Genomic DNA, 14,401 nt, shown 5'->3' on the forward strand with positions numbered 1-14,401 from the left:
CACCGCGCGTTGCTCGGTTTCCTGCACCGCGCTCACGCCGAGGGCCTCACCTTCGTCCTCATCATCACCGGCAAGGGCAAGGCCGGCGGCGGTGAATCCGAACGCGGTGTGCTGCGTCGGCAGGTGCCGCTCTGGCTGGCCTTGCCGGAATTCCGTCCGCTCGTGGTTGGATTCGAGGAAGCGCATATCGGTCATGGCGGCGAGGGCGCGCTCTATGTGCGAATCAGGCGGACGAAAATGCAGACTTAAAACGGCCGCACGATTCCGACCCGCGGGATCAACGTCACGATCCAGCCGAGGATCGTGGTCCTGCGGTCGCCGGTCGCGATGGGAGGCACGCTTTGCAAGGCGGGCAGCGTCTTGATCGCGTGCAGGATCAGGAACATGCATACCGCCCAGTTCGAGATCCATCTGGAATAGTCGAACACCATCGCGAACATGACGAGATAGCCAAGGCTGACCCCGATCAGCGCCGCGATGATCAGGCGCCGTTGCCACTCATGCGCCAGTGCACGGAGCGTTGCCGCGAAATATCGCCACAGCGGAGCGTGCAGCCAGATCAGCAGCGCGAACACCGGCACACCCAGGATGTTCGACGGCATCCGCGCCCAGGTGTCCTGGATTTCCTTCGACAGCGGCTGGTACCAGATGTAGCCAAAGCTCAGGAGATCGGTGCGCGAGGGATCCGCCATCCGGCCCTGCAGATAGCCGAGGAAGTCTGCTTCCGGCACCGGCACCGTGCCGTAGAACTGCGCCGCCATGAAGAGAGTGCCGAGCCCGAGCGCCGCCAGGATGCCCACGCTGACGTTGAGCCGGTTGACGCCTTCGACCAGATAATATCGGACCACCACGATGACGGCGATGGTCGGCACATACATCAAGAGATGAATGTGATGAATCAGAACCAGGATGATGGCGCACAGCATCGCGAGCAGCACGAACAGAATCGAGCGCGCCGGCACGAGCAGCAGGAGAATCGCAACCAGGCAGCCATAGATGTCGAAATGACCGAGCGTGTGCATGAAATTCTTCAGGAAGAACGGCGAACCCGCCATGAACACGAACAATGGCAGGTGCTTTTCGTCGAAACCGAAGGTTCGCCGGAACAGTCCGACGAACAATGCGAGTGTGACGAGCCATGCAGCACCGCCCAGCGCGAACACCAGCCATACCGGCACCTTCGCGGTGATCAGCGATACGAGAGCGCCAATCAGCGCCCGCTTGATGAAGCCGAAATGATAGTCGACCAGGAGATGGATGTAGGGCACATAAGGCGGCAGCGCGATCTTGTGCAGAAAGACGCCGATGATCACGGCGACATTGACGGCGAGCATCAACCGCCAGCGGTTTTGCAATACGCGCCAATCCAGTTTCATCGTCGTCGCGGCCAAGCGAGCCTTTGCGAGCGCGAGCCGGGATCCGGAACCACCGACGCGTGCTGTGCTGAGGCTGGGGCCACGATCATGTTTACGGCATATGTCGGCGGTTGGGTCCCGGCCTTCGCGAGGACGACGATTCCGAATTTCAGTCCTAAAGAATAAACCGGCTCAAATCCGTGTTCTTGGCGAGATCGCCGACGTGCTTCTGCACGTAGTCGGCGTCGACCGTGACGGTCTCGCCGTTGCGGTCCGGCGCGGTGAAGGAGATGTCGTCCAGGACCCGTTCCATTACGGTCTGCAGCCGCCGCGCGCCGATATTCTCCACCGAGGAGTTGACCGCAACCGCGACATCGGCCAGCGCGTCGATTGCGTTATCGGTGATATCGAGCGTGACGCCCTCGGTCTTCATCAGTGCGACATACTGCTTGATCAGCGACGCCTCCGGCTCGGTCAGGATGCGGCGCATGTCGTCGCGGGTCAGCGCCTGCAGCTCGACGCGGATCGGCAGGCGACCCTGCAATTCCGGCAACAGGTCGGACGGCTTGGCAATGTGAAAAGCGCCGGAGGCGATGAACAGGATATGGTCGGTCTTGACCGCGCCATGCTTGGTCGAAACCGTGGTGCCCTCGATCAGCGGCAGCAGGTCGCGCTGCACGCCTTCGCGCGATACATCGCCGCCGAGGCGGTTTTCGCGCACGCAGATCTTGTCGATCTCGTCCAGGAACACGATGCCGTTGTTCTCGACCGCGCCGATTGCTTCCTGCACCAGTTGGTCGTTGTCCAGGAGCTTGTCGGATTCCTCGGCGACCAGGATATCGTGCGAGGACTGCACCGTCACGCGGCGGGTCTTGGTGCGGCCGCCGAGCTTGCCGAAGATGTCGCCGATCGAGATCGCGCCCATCTGTGCGCCGGGCATGCCCGGAATCTCGAACATCGGCATGCCGCCGGAGGATTGCGTCTCGATCTCGATTTCCTTGTCGTTGAGCTCGCCGGCGCGCAATTTCCGCCGGAATGAATCGCGGGTCGCAGCGCTCGAATTGGACCCGACGAGGGCGTCCAGCACGCGGTCCTCGGCGGCGAGCTGGGCGCGCGCCTGCACATCCTTGCGCTTGCGCTCGCGCACCTGCGCGATCGCGAGTTCGACGAGATCGCGCACGATCTGCTCGACGTCGCGGCCGACATAGCCGACCTCGGTGAATTTGGTGGCCTCGACCTTGATGAACGGCGCGCCCGCGAGTTTCGCCAGCCGCCGCGCGATCTCGGTCTTGCCGACGCCGGTCGGCCCGATCATCAGGATGTTCTTCGGCAGCACCTCCTCGCGCAGGCCGCCATCGAGCTGCAGCCTTCGCCAGCGGTTGCGCAGCGCGATCGAGACCGCGCGCTTGGCGTCGGCCTGGCCGACGATGAAACGGTCGAGTTCGGAGACGATTTCACGGGGGGAGAAGTCTGTCATTTCACCTAGCTAGGACGGGAATGGGGTCGGGGCAAGCCACTTCAATCGCGAACCATGAGCAGCGCCGGACCATCGGGTGTTTCGACCAAGCGGTCACGTTCGAAGCCGGCCTTTTCATAGGCGCGGATGGCGCGACGATTGGCTGGGGCCGGGTCGGTCACCACGCGTGGCGCCCCCTGTCGTAATTGGTCCTCGGCGAACCGGCGGATCAGCGCGGAACCATGGCCGCGTTCCAGCATGCCAAGCTCGCCGATGAGGAGGTCGATGCCGCGGGTGCCCGGCGGCTGCGCATCGAAACCGGTATTCCAGGCGGTCAGCTCATAGCATTGCAGATAGCAGAACGCCGCGCCACCGGCGGTGACGATGTATTGATCCATCGCCGGTTCGTCGAGATCGCCGCTCACCAGAGCATATTGCTCGTCCGGGTCGCCCCACCATTGCCTGACATGAGGTTCGGCCAGCCAGCGGCAGAGGAGCGGCAAATCGGCAGCCGACATCGGGCGGAAGGCGTAGTCAGGCACCATGGATCAGCCGGCCTGCAATGTCTCGATGGTCACGTTGCGGTTGGTATAGACGCAGATATCGGCGGCGATATCGAGCGCGCGGCGGACGATGGTTTCGGCATCCTTGTCGGAATCGACCAGCGCGCGGGCGGCCGCCAGGGCATAGTTGCCGCCGGAGCCGATCGCCATGACGCCGGCTTCCGGCTCCAGCACATCGCCGGTGCCAGTGAGTACCAGCGAGACCTCCTTGTCGGCCACGATCATCATCGCCTCGAGCCGCCGCAGATAGCGGTCGGTGCGCCAATCCTTGGCCAGTTCGACGGCGGCGCGGGTCAACTGTCCGGGATATTGCTCGAGCTTGCTCTCCAGCCGTTCGAACAGCGTGAAGGCGTCTGCGGTTGCACCGGCAAAGCCGCCGATGACATCGCCCTTGCCGAGCTTGCGGACTTTCTTGGCGTTGGACTTGATGACGGTCTGGCCGATCGAGACCTGGCCGTCGCCGCCGATCACCACTTTGCCGCCTTTGCGGACCGTCAAAATCGTGGTGCCGTGCCAGACCGGAAGCTCGTTTGGGGATGCTTGCATTAGAATACCTCGTGTCGGACCAGATCTAGGGGCTGGCGGGCGCTGTTACAATCGTGCCCGGAAATCGGTCACCATAGGCGGAAGTTCGACCCTTGCGGGCCCATACCGTGGTAGCGAAGGCCGCATCCGCCTGATAAAAGGTCGCGTTTCAAGCACGGGAAAGCGAAGTTTTCATGCGCACGGCGACCATCAAGCGCAAAACCAAGGAAACCGATATCGAAGTCTCGGTAAACCTCGACGGGTCCGGTGCGTCCAGCGTCTCGACCGGGATCGGCTTCTTCGATCACATGCTCGATCTCTTGTCGCGGCACTCCCGCATCGATCTCGCGGTGAAGGCGGTCGGCGATCTGCACATCGATCATCACCACACCACGGAGGATGTCGGGATCGCGCTCGGGCAGGCCGTCAAGCAGGCGCTTGGCGACATGGCCGGCATCACCCGTTACGCCTCGATCCATATGCCGATGGATGAGACCTTGTCGCGCGTCGTGATCGACATATCCGGGCGGCCGATCCTGGTGTTCAAGGTCGCGTTTCCGCGCGACAAGGTCGGGCAGTTCGACACCGAGCTGGTCCGCGAATGGTTCAACGCCTTTGCGATCAATGCCGGCGTGACTTTGCACGTCGAGACCTTATATGGCGAGAACAGTCATCATATCGCCGAATCATGCTTCAAGGGTCTGGCGAGGGCATTGCGGGCTGCGGTCGCGATTGATCCGCGTGCCGCGGGTGAGGTGCCTTCCACCAAGGGTCAGCTTGGCGGCTGAAGTTTTCGGCGGAGTAACAGACAATGCCGGTCTACACGGTTCATGCGCCTTCGGCGTCCACCGCGGATCTTCGCGCCACCGACCGCTTCGTATTCGTGCGCGATGGCTTTCGTTTCTGGGCGATGGTGTTCGGCCCGCTTTGGCTGATCTGGAACCGGCTATGGCTGGCGGCGCTCGGCTGGATCGTGCTGATCGCAGCCCTCCATTTCGGCCTGCGCGAGCTGGGCGTCGGGCGCCTCGTCATCTGGTCTGGCGACCTCGTGATTGCGCTTTTGACCGGTTTCGAGGCGGCAACCCTGCAGCGCTGGACGCTGTCGCGGCGCGGTTGGCGCCAGCCCGACATCGTCGTCGCTGACGACGAGGACGCGGCCGAGCGGCGTTTTTTTGACCGCTGGGCTGCCAATCAGCGCGGGCCCGGCGACGATCCGTTGACGGTGGATCGGGGTGGTCCGCCGCCGACTCGGGACGTTCCCGGTCAGCCCTTCTCCAGGCCCCCGCCGCCATTGCCGGCTGGCGGTATCATCGGCCTGTTTCCAGAACCGGGAGCGCCGCGATGAGCGTTGCCATTATCGACTACGGCTCGGGCAATCTGCACTCGGCGGCGAAGGCGTTCGAACGTGCCAGTCGCAGCATGCAGGATCCGCAGCAGATCATGGTGACCCGCGATCCCGAGGCGGTGTATCGCGCTGACCGCATCGTGCTGCCGGGTGTCGGCGCCTTTGCCGATTGCCGCCGTGGATTGGATGCGCTCGACGGCATGCTCGAGGCGCTGACCGAAGCGGTGCGCAGCAAGGCGCGGCCGTTCTTCGGCATCTGCGTCGGCATGCAATTGATGGCAACCCGCGGCAAGGAGCACGTCACGACCGACGGCTTCAACTGGATCGCCGGCGACGTCGAGAAGATCGTGCCGAACGAAGAGAATCTGAAGATCCCGCATATGGGCTGGAACACGCTCGATCTGGTGCGCGAGCATCCGGTGCTGGAGCGTCTGCCGCTCGGTCCGAAAGGCCGCCACGCCTATTTCGTGCACTCCTATCACCTCAATGCCGCAAATGAGGCCGACGTGCTGGCGCGCGCGGACTATGGCGGTCCGGTGACGGCGATCGTGGCCAGGGATACTGCGATCGGCACCCAGTTTCACCCTGAGAAGAGCCAGCGTTTTGGGCTGGCGCTGATCTCGAACTTCTTGAAATGGAAGCCGTGATCCTCTTTCCGGCTATCGACCTGAAGAACGGCCAGTGCGTCCGCCTTGAGCAGGGCGACATGGCGCGCGCCACCGTGTTCAATCTCGATCCGGCGGCACAGGCGGAGAGCTTCGCCGCGCAGGGTTTTGAATATCTGCACGTGGTCGATCTCGATGGCGCGTTTGCCGGCAAGCCGATGAACGCCCTGGCGGTCGAATCCATGCTGCGGGTGGTTACCATGCCGCTTCAACTCGGCGGCGGCATCCGCGATCTCGCGACCATCGAGGCCTGGCTCGCCAAGGGCGTTGCGCGCGTGATCATCGGCACCGCCGCAGTGCGCGATCCCGAACTGGTCAATGGCGCGGCGAGGAAGTTTCCGGGCCGCGTCGCCGTCGGGCTCGACGCGCGCGACGGCAAGGTCGCGGTCGAAGGCTGGGCCGAGACGTCTCAGGTGACTGCGCTCGAAATCGCAAAGCGGTTCGAGGACGCCGGCGTCGCTGCCATCATCTTCACCGACATCGCGCGCGACGGTCTGTTGAAGGGCCTCAATCTTGATGCGACAATCGCGCTGGCCGACCGCATCTCCATCCCCGTGATCGCCTCCGGCGGTCTAGCCTCGATCGAGGACATCAAGGCGATGCTGACGCCGCGGGCCAAGAAGCTCGCCGGCGCCATCGCCGGCCGCGCTCTCTATGACGGCCGGCTCGATCCGGCTGCCGCGCTCGCGCTGATCCGCAACGCGCGCGACGCCGCTTAGGAGTGATGCAATGTTCAAGGTCCGCGTCATCCCGTGCCTCGACGTCAAGGACGGCCGCGTGGTCAAGGGTGTCAACTTCGTCGACCTGCGCGACGCCGGCGACCCGGTCGAGGCGGCGATCGCCTATGACGCGGCAGGAGCCGACGAGCTGTGCTTTCTGGACATTACCGCGACCCACGAAAACCGCGGCATCATGCTGGATGTGGTCCGGCGCACCGCGGAAGCCTGCTTCATGCCGCTCACCGTCGGCGGCGGGGTGCGGACCATCGACGATATCAGGACGCTGCTGCGGTTCGGCGCCGACAAGGTTTCGATCAACTCGTCCGCCGTGGCCCGGCGCGAATTCGTCAAGGAGGGAGCGGAAAAATTCGGCGAGCAATGCATCGTGGTGGCGATCGACGCCAAGCGGGTGAAGCGTGGCGGCGGTTCTGAGCGCTGGGAAATCTTCACCCATGGCGGCCGTAACTCCACTGGCATTGACGCCATCGAATATGCCCAGGAGGTGGTTTCGCTCGGCGCCGGCGAGATCCTGCTGACCTCGATGGACCGCGACGGCACCAGACAGGGTTTTGATCTGCCGCTGACCCGCGCCATCGCCGACAGCGTTCCGGTACCGGTGATCGCCTCCGGCGGGGTCGGCAATCTGGACCATCTGGTGGACGGCATCCGCGAGGGGCATGCCACGGCGGTGCTGGCCGCCTCGATCTTCCATTTCGGGGAATTTACCATCCGGCAGGCCAAGGATCACATGGTGCGGTCGGGCCTGCCGATGCGGCTTGATCCCTGACGACTTTTCGTCAGAAAAGTGCTAGTTATATGAAATTAGCGCCCAGCCTCCGCGGGGTGCCCGCGTTGAGTCCTGGTTGATGCCGCGTTTCACGGTCTACGATCTGGCTGCCACCATCGACGCCCGCGCCGCGTCGACGGGAGAGGCGTCCTATACGAGAAAGCTGCTCGACAAGGGCGCCGAACATTGCGCCAAGAAATTCGGCGAAGAGGCGGTCGAGACCGTGATCGCCGCGGTGGAGAACGACCGCGACCATCTCATCTCCGAAAGCGCCGACGTGCTCTACCACCTGCTGGTGTTGTTGAAGTCGCGCGGCGTCAAGCTGGAAGAGGTCGAGGCTGCGCTTTCGAAACGTACGTCGATGTCCGGACTGGAAGAGAAAGCGTCGCGCAAGCGCGACTAGCAAGGGGCAGCTCGATGGATATCCGGGCACCAGACCAGCCATACAATCCCTATCGGATATTTTCCCGCGAGCAATGGGCGGGTTTGCGCAATGATACGCCAATGACGCTGGAGCCGGGCGAGTTCTCACAACTGCGCTCGATGCACGATCGCCTCGACATGAAGGAAGTCGAGGAGATCTATCTGCCGCTGTCGCGGCTGCTGTCGATCTATGTCGATGCGATGCAGCGGCTGTTTTATGCGCAGCGGCAATTTCTCGGCATCCGGGACCGCAAGATGCCTTACATCATCGGCGTCGCGGGCTCGGTGGCGGTCGGCAAATCCACCACCGCGCGCGTGCTGCAGGCGCTGCTGGCGCGATGGTCGCCACGGCCGAAAGTCGATCTGGTGACGACCGACGGCTTCCTGTTTCCCAACGCCGCCCTGGAACGGCAAGGCCTGATGCAGAAGAAGGGCTTTCCGGAAAGCTACGACCTGCCGACGCTGCTGGGATTCCTGAGCGACATCAAGGCCGGACGGCGTGCGGTCCGGGCCCCGGTGTATTCCCACTTGACCTATGACATCGTGCCGAACCAATGGATCGAGATCGACCAGCCCGACATCCTGATCGTCGAGGGCGTCAACGTGCTGCAGACCGGCCGGCTGCCGCGCGACGGCAAGGCGGTCCCGGTGGTCTCCGATTTCTTCGATTTTTCGGTCTTTATCGATGCGGAAGAGCCGGTGCTGCGCAAGTGGTACATCAAGCGCTTTCTCGCGTTGCGCGACACGGCGTTTCATGATCCGAGATCCTACTTCCACCGCTACGCATTGTTGTCCGACGAAGAGGCGACCGCGACCGCGATCGCGATCTGGGAGCGGACCAACCTCGCCAATCTCGAGGATAACATCCTGCCGACCCGTCCACGTGCGACGCTGATCCTGAAAAAGGGCGCCGGTCACGAGATCGAAACCGTGGCGTTGCGGCGGCTGTAGATCTACGCTGCCAGATGTCGCGCGGCGGTCAGTCCGGCGAGTGCCTCTTCGAGCTTTTCGCGGTCGAGCGGCTTGATCAGGAAACCGTCCATGCCGGATTCGAAGCAGGCGTAGCGATCTTCCACCAGCGTGTTGGCGGTAAGCGCGAGGATCGGCGTGCGCCTGCCCGGCTGGCCGGCTTCGCGTGCGCGAATGCGCTTCGCCGCGTCGATGCCGTTGAGCTGCGGCATCTGGATATCCATCAGCACCAGGTCGTAGGGCGTGCCGGCGGATTTCGCCGCCAGCCAGGATTCCAGCGCGGCTTCGCCGTTGGTGGCGATCACGGCGTGATGGCCCAGGCGCGTGAGCAGCGAGCGCATCAGCAGTGCGTTGATCTCGTTGTCTTCCGCGACCAGGATGGACAGGCCCCTGGCTTGCTGCTCGGCGCCGGTTCCAACGGGATCGCCCATCTCGATCAGGGCTTCGCCGGCGAGGTCCGGTGCAACCACGTCCGGCATCGCCGACAGGCGGGCCGCGAGAGAGGCGACGCGCAGCGGCTTGACGAGATAACCCGTGAAAGCGGACGAGGGTTTCAGATCATGCCGGGTCGCCGGCGTGAACATCACGATCCGTTGCGCCGCGTGACCGCGCGCGGCCTCGCCGAGCAATTCGATGCCTGCGTCGGCGCCGCGCGGCTGATCGATCAGGACCGCGTGCCATGAGCGTTCGGGCAGCAAGGCGAGCGCCACCTCTGTATCCGACACCATGCAGGTCTGGGCGCCCCAACGCTGCAGCCGCCGCGCAACCAGCGAAGTCTCGATGCTTTGCGGCGCGACCAGCATGATCGACCGGCCCGCAAGATCCGGCGCTTCGACGCTCTGCGCTTCGCCATCGGCGGCGGGTAATGGAATCGAGACTTCGAATGTCGAGCCGGTACCGGGCTGGCTCTGCAGCGCGATGCGGCCGCCCATCCGCTTGACGATCCGCTCGGAGATGCTCAAGCCCAGCCCGGTACCGCCATAGCTGCGGGCGATGCGGTCGTCGGCCTGCTCGAACTCGCGGAAGATTCGCTGCTGCGCCTCGGGCGCGATGCCGATACCGGTATCGCGTATCTGAAAACTGATTTCGTTCGGCCAGATGCCGGGCTCGACGATCAGCGCCACGCCACCGGTCGAGGTGAATTTGATCGCATTGCCGGCAAGATTGAGCAGTACCTGGCGCAACCGTGCCGCATCGCCTGTCACTTCCACGGGCAGGCGTTCGTCGACATAGGCAGCAATCTCCAGGTCTTTGGCCTGCGCGCGCGGCGCCAGCAGTTCGGTAATGTCCTCGACCAGCGAGGTCAGCGGGAACGGGCGCGCCTCGAGATCGATCTTGCCGGCTTCGATCTTGGAATAATCCAGGAGCTCTTCGATCAGCGACGTCAGCGCTTCGCCCGAGGTCTTGACCGCCTTGGCATAGGTGGTCTGTTCCGGCGTCAGCGGCGTATCCAGCAGCAACCCGCTCATGCCGATGATGCCGTTGAGGGGCGTGCGGATCTCGTGGCTCGCCATCGCAAGGAAGCGCGACTTGGCTCGGTTGGCGGCATCCGCCTGGTCCCGTGCCTCGCTGAGCGCGCGTTCGGTCTCGGTGCGGTCGGTGACGTCGCGACCGACGCATTGCAATTCGGCCGGCTGTCCGGCGTCAGACCGGACGAGACCCTCGCGCCAGGCAATCCAGCGCGGTCCGAGCTGGGTCGCAATCTGCTGGTCGTGGACCCGCGTGCCGTTCGGCTCCAGCGCGGCATCGCCCTGCTCGAGAACCTCGAAGGCGAAACTGCTGCCGATCAGGGCTTCGCGCGGCCGCTCGGCCATCGCGCAAAACGCGTCGTTGGCGTAGGTGATGAGGCCCGCCGCGTCGCGCATCACGATCAGATCGCCTTGCGACTCGAACAGGCTGCGGGCGCGCTGCTCGGCTTCCTGCAATTCCCAATTGCGGTCGGCGAGCGTCTCATTGTGAAGCACGATCTTGCGCAGCTTCTTGCGCAGAAAGCGCATCCGCACGCTCATGGTGGCGAGCGCGAGACAGGCGAGCGCAAACAGGAAGCTCGCGCCGATCGCGAAGCTGTTGGGGTCATAGCCGGAATGTTCGGACCGGCTGCCGACGATGAATCCATAGGCGCCGCCGAACGCGGCGGAGAAGATCGTCAGCGAGCGGAATAGCGACCAGAGCCTGGGATGGCGTCGGGTGAAGCGGCGGACGCTGAGTTTGGTGCGGAAGAACCGTCCCATCGTGATTGACCCCGATGAATTGCCGTTCACGCGCTGCGATTGCCTTGACGATGCGGGCGGCGACCTTGCGAAGAGTTTGAAGGCGGAGGGTTCCAGCGGCCCGGATGCGAACAGGGTGGATGAACGGTTAAGACGCGTTCAGTGCGAGGCGAGGTGGCTCGCCATGAGCACCGACGATCAGGGCCGCGGCGTCGCGCTCCGAGAACCGCTTGGCATGCACGAAGACGCGATAATCGGCCGGACCATCGTCGTGCGAAAGATAGATCACGGGCGAGGATGAGGAGGGCTGGGCCGAGATCGCGACGAACTGCGTCGTTTGCGTCGTCTCGCAGGCGCTGTCGTCGCTGTCGTCGGTGTCATCGACGACGGCAAAGTCGGCGGTCTCGGCGTTCTCGGTGATGGCGACTCGCACGGTGGCAAGCGCAGGATCGTCGGTGAAGCTGACATGGAGGTCGGCGTGCCAGGGCGCGGAGCCGATCTCGACCGTCTTGTCATTGATGGCGATGCAGGGGCCGGCCGGGGGGAAGAATTCGATGCGGGCGAAGATCGCCGCCGCGACCACGGGAACAGCCGATACCAGGATCTTCATACGCAACATGACACGCACCCACTCGAACCCCGGGGCCCGCAAAAGGACGGGCTTATGGTTGGCGGAGCGTAAAGAAAACTCCTTACCGCAAGGTTGAGATCATGCGGCATGCCGCAAATCCTCGGCGAGCGCGCGATAGGACAGCGCTTCGGCGAGATGCAGCCGGCCGATGGTCGCCGCGCCGTCGAGATCGGCGAGCGTGCGGGCGACCCGCAGCACGCGATGATAGCCGCGCGCCGACAGCCGCATGGTCTCGGCGGCATCGCGTAGCAATTTCTGGCCTTGCGCGTCCGGCCGCGCGATCTCTTCCAACAGCGACGATGGTGCTTCGGCGTTGGTGCGAATCTGCGGCAGCCCCGCGGACGTGTAACGCGCGCGCTGAATGTCGCGCGCCGCCGCGACCCGCACGGCGACTTCCGCAGATCCCTCCGACGGCGGCGGCAGGATCAGGTCGGCTGCGGTGACCGCCGGCACTTCGATCCGAAGATCGATGCGATCCATCAGCGGGCCGGAAATCCGCATCTGATAGTCGGCGGTGCAGCGGTCGAGCCGTCCGCGCTTGCAGGAATAGCCCGGCTCGTAGGCGTGACCGCAGCGGCACGGGTTCATCGCGGCGACCAGCATGAAGCGCGCCGGATAGGTGACGCGGTGATTGGCACGGGAGATCGCAACCTCGCCGTTCTCGAGCGGCTGGCGCAACGAATCCAGCACGCGCGGATCGAACTCCGGCAGCTCGTCGAGGAACAGCACGCCCTGATGCGCCAGCGAAATCTCGCCGGGCTTGGCGCGCATGCCGCCGCCGGTCAGAGCCGCCATGCTGGCCGAATGATGCGGGCTGCCGAACGGCCGCCGTGAGGTCAGCGCGCCGCCCTCGATCTCGCCGGCGACCGAGGCGATCATGGAGACTTCGAGCAGTTCGGACGGCGACAATGGCGGCAGGATCGAGGGCAGCCGCGCCGCCAGCATCGACTTGCCGGAGCCGGGTGAGCCGATCATCAGCAGGTGATGGCCGCCGGCGGCGGCGATCTCGAGCGCACGTTTGGCGCTCTCTTGGCCCTTGATCTCGCGCAGGTCGAGCTGGCTTGGTGGTGCTTCCCGCACTTTCGGCTGCGGCCGCGACAGTACCTGCGTGCCTTTGAAATGATTGGCGATCTGGATCAGCGAATTGGCGGCGATGATCTGGATATCCGGGCTCGCCCAGGCCGCTTCCGCGCCGCAGGCCGCCGGACAGATCAGGCCCTCCTCCCGGGAATTGGCGCCGATCGCGGCCGGCAGCACGCCTGCGACTGCCGCGATCGAGCCGTCGAGCCCGAGCTCGCCGAGCACGGTAAAGCCAGCGAGCGCGTCGGGCGGGATGGCGCCGATCGCAGCCATCAGTCCGAGCGCAATCGGCAGATCATAATGGCTGCCTTCCTTGGGCAGGTCGGCCGGCGCAAGGTTGACCGTGATCCGGCGCGCCGGCAGCGCCAGCCCCGAGGCAATCAGCGCCGAGCGAACCCGCTCGCGGGCCTCCGAGACCGCCTTGTCCGGCAGGCCGACAATGGCGAACGCCGGCAAACCGGGCGCGACCTGCACCTGCACGTCGACCGCACGGGCCTCGATCCCCTCAAAGGCAACGGTAGATACGCGCTGGACCATGCAGCTCTCTCCCGGAGCGCGAAGGTAGCGGAAGAGGGTTTCATGCGCAAGAACATTTCAGGAACATTATTTGGCGCTCTCCCGTTTCGCCTCGATTGCGTCCCAGATCTTCGCTGCCACGTCCGGGCCGCCGAGCCGGGCGACGGCGCGGATGCCGGTCGGCGAGGTGACGTTGATCTCGGTGAGGTTGCCGTCGATCACGTCGATGCCGACGAACAAGAGCCCGCGCTCGCGCAGCTCAGGTCCCAGGGTGGCGCAGATTTCCCGTTCGCGGTCGCTGAGTTCGGTCGCCTGCGCGGCGCCTCCGCGCACCATGTTGGAGCGCAGATCGTCCGCCGCCGGCACCCGATTGACGGCGCCTGCGAACTCGCCGTCGACCAGGATGATGCGCTTGTCGCCATGTTTGACTTCGGGGAGGAAGCGCTGGATGACCCAGGGCTCCCTGAACGTCACCGAAAACATGTCGAACAGCGAACCGAAATTCATGTCCTGCGGCATGACGCGGAACACCGCCGCACCGCCATGGCCATGCAACGGCTTCATCACGACGGCGCCGTGGGTGTCGCGGAACGCGTTGATTTCTTCCAGGTCGCGCGAGATCAGGGTCGGCGGCATCAGCTGCGGGAAATTCATCACGAACAGTTTTTCCGGCGCGTTGCGCACGCTGGCCGGGTTGTTGACGACCAGCGTCCGCGGATGAATGAGCTCCAGGAAATGGGTCGAGGTGATGTAGGCGAGGTCGAACGGCGGGTCCTGCCGCAACAGGATCACGTCGAAGGCGGTCAAGGGTTCGCGCCTCGGCTCGCCAAGGGTGAAGTGGTTGCCAGGCTCGTCGCGCACGGTCAGGAGATGGACCGGGGCGACCAGCTCGCTGCCGCGCAACGACAGCTTGTCGGGAGTATAATAGGACAGGCCATGGCCGCGCCTTTGCGCCTCGAGCAGCAGGGCGAAGGTCGAATCGCCCTGGATGTTGATGCGCGCGATGGGGTCCATCTGGACGGCGACGTTCAATTTCATCTCACGGGGTCCGTATCTCGAGGGGCGCCTAGAGCATTTTCCGGAAGGGTGGACACCGGCTTTCCGAAAGAAAATGCGACCAGAGAAGAACCTAGAGCGTTTTCCGATTCAACGTAATC

16 protein-coding genes are annotated in these 14,401 nt (G+C 64.3%); 8 read left to right on the forward strand and 8 right to left on the reverse strand.

Annotation, left to right across the window (positions count from 1 at the left end):
• Positions 1–249 (forward strand): Smr/MutS family protein (locus WCB02_RS27395; RefSeq protein WP_423962886.1); only part of this gene is annotated, 249 nt, incomplete at its 5' end.
• On the opposite strand, the gene WCB02_RS27400 is transcribed toward WCB02_RS27395, so the two are convergent.
• The 4 genes from WCB02_RS27400 to hslV form a co-directional block, all read right to left on the reverse strand.
• Positions 246–1,370, reverse strand: a complete 1,125-nt coding sequence (locus WCB02_RS27400) for a hypothetical protein (protein ID WP_423962900.1) — start codon at positions 1,368–1,370, stop codon at positions 246–248. The genes WCB02_RS27395 and WCB02_RS27400 overlap by 4 nt on opposite strands.
• A gap of 160 nt (positions 1,371–1,530) precedes the next feature.
• Positions 1,531–2,832 (reverse strand): ATP-dependent protease ATPase subunit HslU, encoded by a 1,302-nt coding sequence (hslU, locus tag WCB02_RS27405; protein ID WP_423962887.1) that lies wholly within the window; start codon positions 2,830–2,832, stop codon positions 1,531–1,533.
• Between the two features lie 41 nt (positions 2,833–2,873).
• On the reverse strand, positions 2,874–3,356 hold the full coding sequence (locus tag WCB02_RS27410) for a GNAT family N-acetyltransferase (protein WP_423962888.1): 483 nt from the start codon (positions 3,354–3,356) through the stop codon (positions 2,874–2,876).
• A gap of 3 nt (positions 3,357–3,359) precedes the next feature.
• Positions 3,360–3,920, reverse strand: coding sequence for an ATP-dependent protease subunit HslV (gene hslV, locus WCB02_RS27415; protein WP_423962889.1), 561 nt, complete (start codon positions 3,918–3,920; stop codon positions 3,360–3,362).
• Between the two features lie 173 nt (positions 3,921–4,093).
• On the opposite strand from hslV, the gene hisB reads away from it, so the two are divergent.
• The 7 genes from hisB (at position 4,094) to coaA (ending at position 8,789) form a co-directional block, all read left to right on the forward strand.
• On the forward strand, positions 4,094–4,687 hold the full coding sequence (gene hisB, locus WCB02_RS27420) for an imidazoleglycerol-phosphate dehydratase HisB (protein WP_423962890.1): 594 nt from the start codon (positions 4,094–4,096) through the stop codon (positions 4,685–4,687).
• 23 nt (positions 4,688–4,710) lie between these two features.
• A complete protein-coding gene (locus WCB02_RS27425; RefSeq protein ID WP_423962891.1) occupies positions 4,711–5,244 on the forward strand; it encodes a DUF2628 domain-containing protein in 534 nt (177 codons plus the stop codon).
• Positions 5,241–5,891, forward strand: coding sequence for an imidazole glycerol phosphate synthase subunit HisH (gene hisH, locus WCB02_RS27430; RefSeq protein WP_423962892.1), 651 nt, complete (start codon positions 5,241–5,243; stop codon positions 5,889–5,891). The genes WCB02_RS27425 and hisH overlap by 4 nt, the downstream gene beginning before the upstream one ends.
• The gene (gene hisA / locus WCB02_RS27435; RefSeq protein ID WP_423962901.1) at positions 5,888–6,628 is read left to right on the forward strand and encodes a 1-(5-phosphoribosyl)-5-[(5-phosphoribosylamino)methylideneamino]imidazole-4-carboxamide isomerase; all 741 of its coding nucleotides are present in this window, start codon (positions 5,888–5,890) and stop codon (positions 6,626–6,628) included. The genes hisH and hisA overlap by 4 nt, the downstream gene beginning before the upstream one ends.
• Positions 6,629–6,638: 10 nt before the next feature.
• Positions 6,639–7,415: an imidazole glycerol phosphate synthase subunit HisF gene (hisF, locus tag WCB02_RS27440; protein ID WP_423962893.1), complete on the forward strand. Its 777-nt coding sequence runs from the start codon at positions 6,639–6,641 to the stop codon at positions 7,413–7,415.
• A 79-nt stretch (positions 7,416–7,494) separates the two neighbouring features.
• Entirely contained in the window at positions 7,495–7,818 is a 324-nt protein-coding gene (locus tag WCB02_RS27445) for a phosphoribosyl-ATP diphosphatase (RefSeq protein ID WP_423962894.1), read from the forward strand.
• A gap of 14 nt (positions 7,819–7,832) precedes the next feature.
• The gene (gene coaA / locus WCB02_RS27450) at positions 7,833–8,789 is read left to right on the forward strand and encodes a type I pantothenate kinase (protein WP_423962895.1); all 957 of its coding nucleotides are present in this window, start codon (positions 7,833–7,835) and stop codon (positions 8,787–8,789) included.
• 2 nt (positions 8,790–8,791) lie between these two features.
• Here coaA and WCB02_RS27455 read toward each other — a convergent pair whose 3' ends face one another.
• From WCB02_RS27455 to gshB, 4 genes are all read right to left on the reverse strand, one after another.
• The gene (locus WCB02_RS27455) at positions 8,792–11,038 is read right to left on the reverse strand and encodes an ATP-binding protein (protein ID WP_423962896.1); all 2,247 of its coding nucleotides are present in this window, start codon (positions 11,036–11,038) and stop codon (positions 8,792–8,794) included.
• A 127-nt stretch (positions 11,039–11,165) separates the two neighbouring features.
• Positions 11,166–11,636, reverse strand: coding sequence for a hypothetical protein (locus WCB02_RS27460; protein WP_423962897.1), 471 nt, complete (start codon positions 11,634–11,636; stop codon positions 11,166–11,168).
• Positions 11,637–11,726: 90 nt separating this feature from the next.
• Complete coding sequence (locus tag WCB02_RS27465; RefSeq protein ID WP_423962898.1) at positions 11,727–13,265, reverse strand: YifB family Mg chelatase-like AAA ATPase; 1,539 nt, start codon at positions 13,263–13,265, stop codon at positions 11,727–11,729.
• Positions 13,266–13,331: 66 nt separating this feature from the next.
• On the reverse strand, positions 13,332–14,282 hold the full coding sequence (gshB, locus tag WCB02_RS27470) for a glutathione synthase (RefSeq protein ID WP_423962899.1): 951 nt from the start codon (positions 14,280–14,282) through the stop codon (positions 13,332–13,334).
• Positions 14,283–14,401: the final 119 nt, after the last annotated feature.

It is taken from the genome of Bradyrhizobium sp., from assembly GCF_049581145.1.
Lineage (GTDB): Bacteria > Pseudomonadota > Alphaproteobacteria > Rhizobiales > Xanthobacteraceae > Bradyrhizobium.

Coding starts and splice junctions, on each gene's coding strand:
- gshB (WP_423962899.1), bottom strand. CDS start 14,282: ATGAAATTGAACGTCGCCGTCCAGATGGACCCCATCGCGCGCATCAAC.
- hisF (WP_423962893.1), top strand. CDS start 6,639: ATGTTCAAGGTCCGCGTCATCCCGTGCCTCGACGTCAAGGACGGCCGC.
- hisH (WP_423962892.1), top strand. CDS start 5,241: ATGAGCGTTGCCATTATCGACTACGGCTCGGGCAATCTGCACTCGGCG.
- coaA (WP_423962895.1), top strand. CDS start 7,833: ATGGATATCCGGGCACCAGACCAGCCATACAATCCCTATCGGATATTT.
- WCB02_RS27425 (WP_423962891.1), top strand. CDS start 4,711: ATGCCGGTCTACACGGTTCATGCGCCTTCGGCGTCCACCGCGGATCTT.
- hslU (WP_423962887.1), bottom strand. CDS start 2,832: ATGACAGACTTCTCCCCCCGTGAAATCGTCTCCGAACTCGACCGTTTC.
- WCB02_RS27410 (WP_423962888.1), bottom strand. CDS start 3,356: ATGGTGCCTGACTACGCCTTCCGCCCGATGTCGGCTGCCGATTTGCCG.
- WCB02_RS27445 (WP_423962894.1), top strand. CDS start 7,495: ATGCCGCGTTTCACGGTCTACGATCTGGCTGCCACCATCGACGCCCGC.
- WCB02_RS27465 (WP_423962898.1), bottom strand. CDS start 13,265: ATGGTCCAGCGCGTATCTACCGTTGCCTTTGAGGGGATCGAGGCCCGT.
- hisB (WP_423962890.1), top strand. CDS start 4,094: ATGCGCACGGCGACCATCAAGCGCAAAACCAAGGAAACCGATATCGAA.
- WCB02_RS27455 (WP_423962896.1), bottom strand. CDS start 11,038: ATGGGACGGTTCTTCCGCACCAAACTCAGCGTCCGCCGCTTCACCCGA.
- hslV (WP_423962889.1), bottom strand. CDS start 3,920: ATGCAAGCATCCCCAAACGAGCTTCCGGTCTGGCACGGCACCACGATT.
- WCB02_RS27460 (WP_423962897.1), bottom strand. CDS start 11,636: ATGTTGCGTATGAAGATCCTGGTATCGGCTGTTCCCGTGGTCGCGGCG.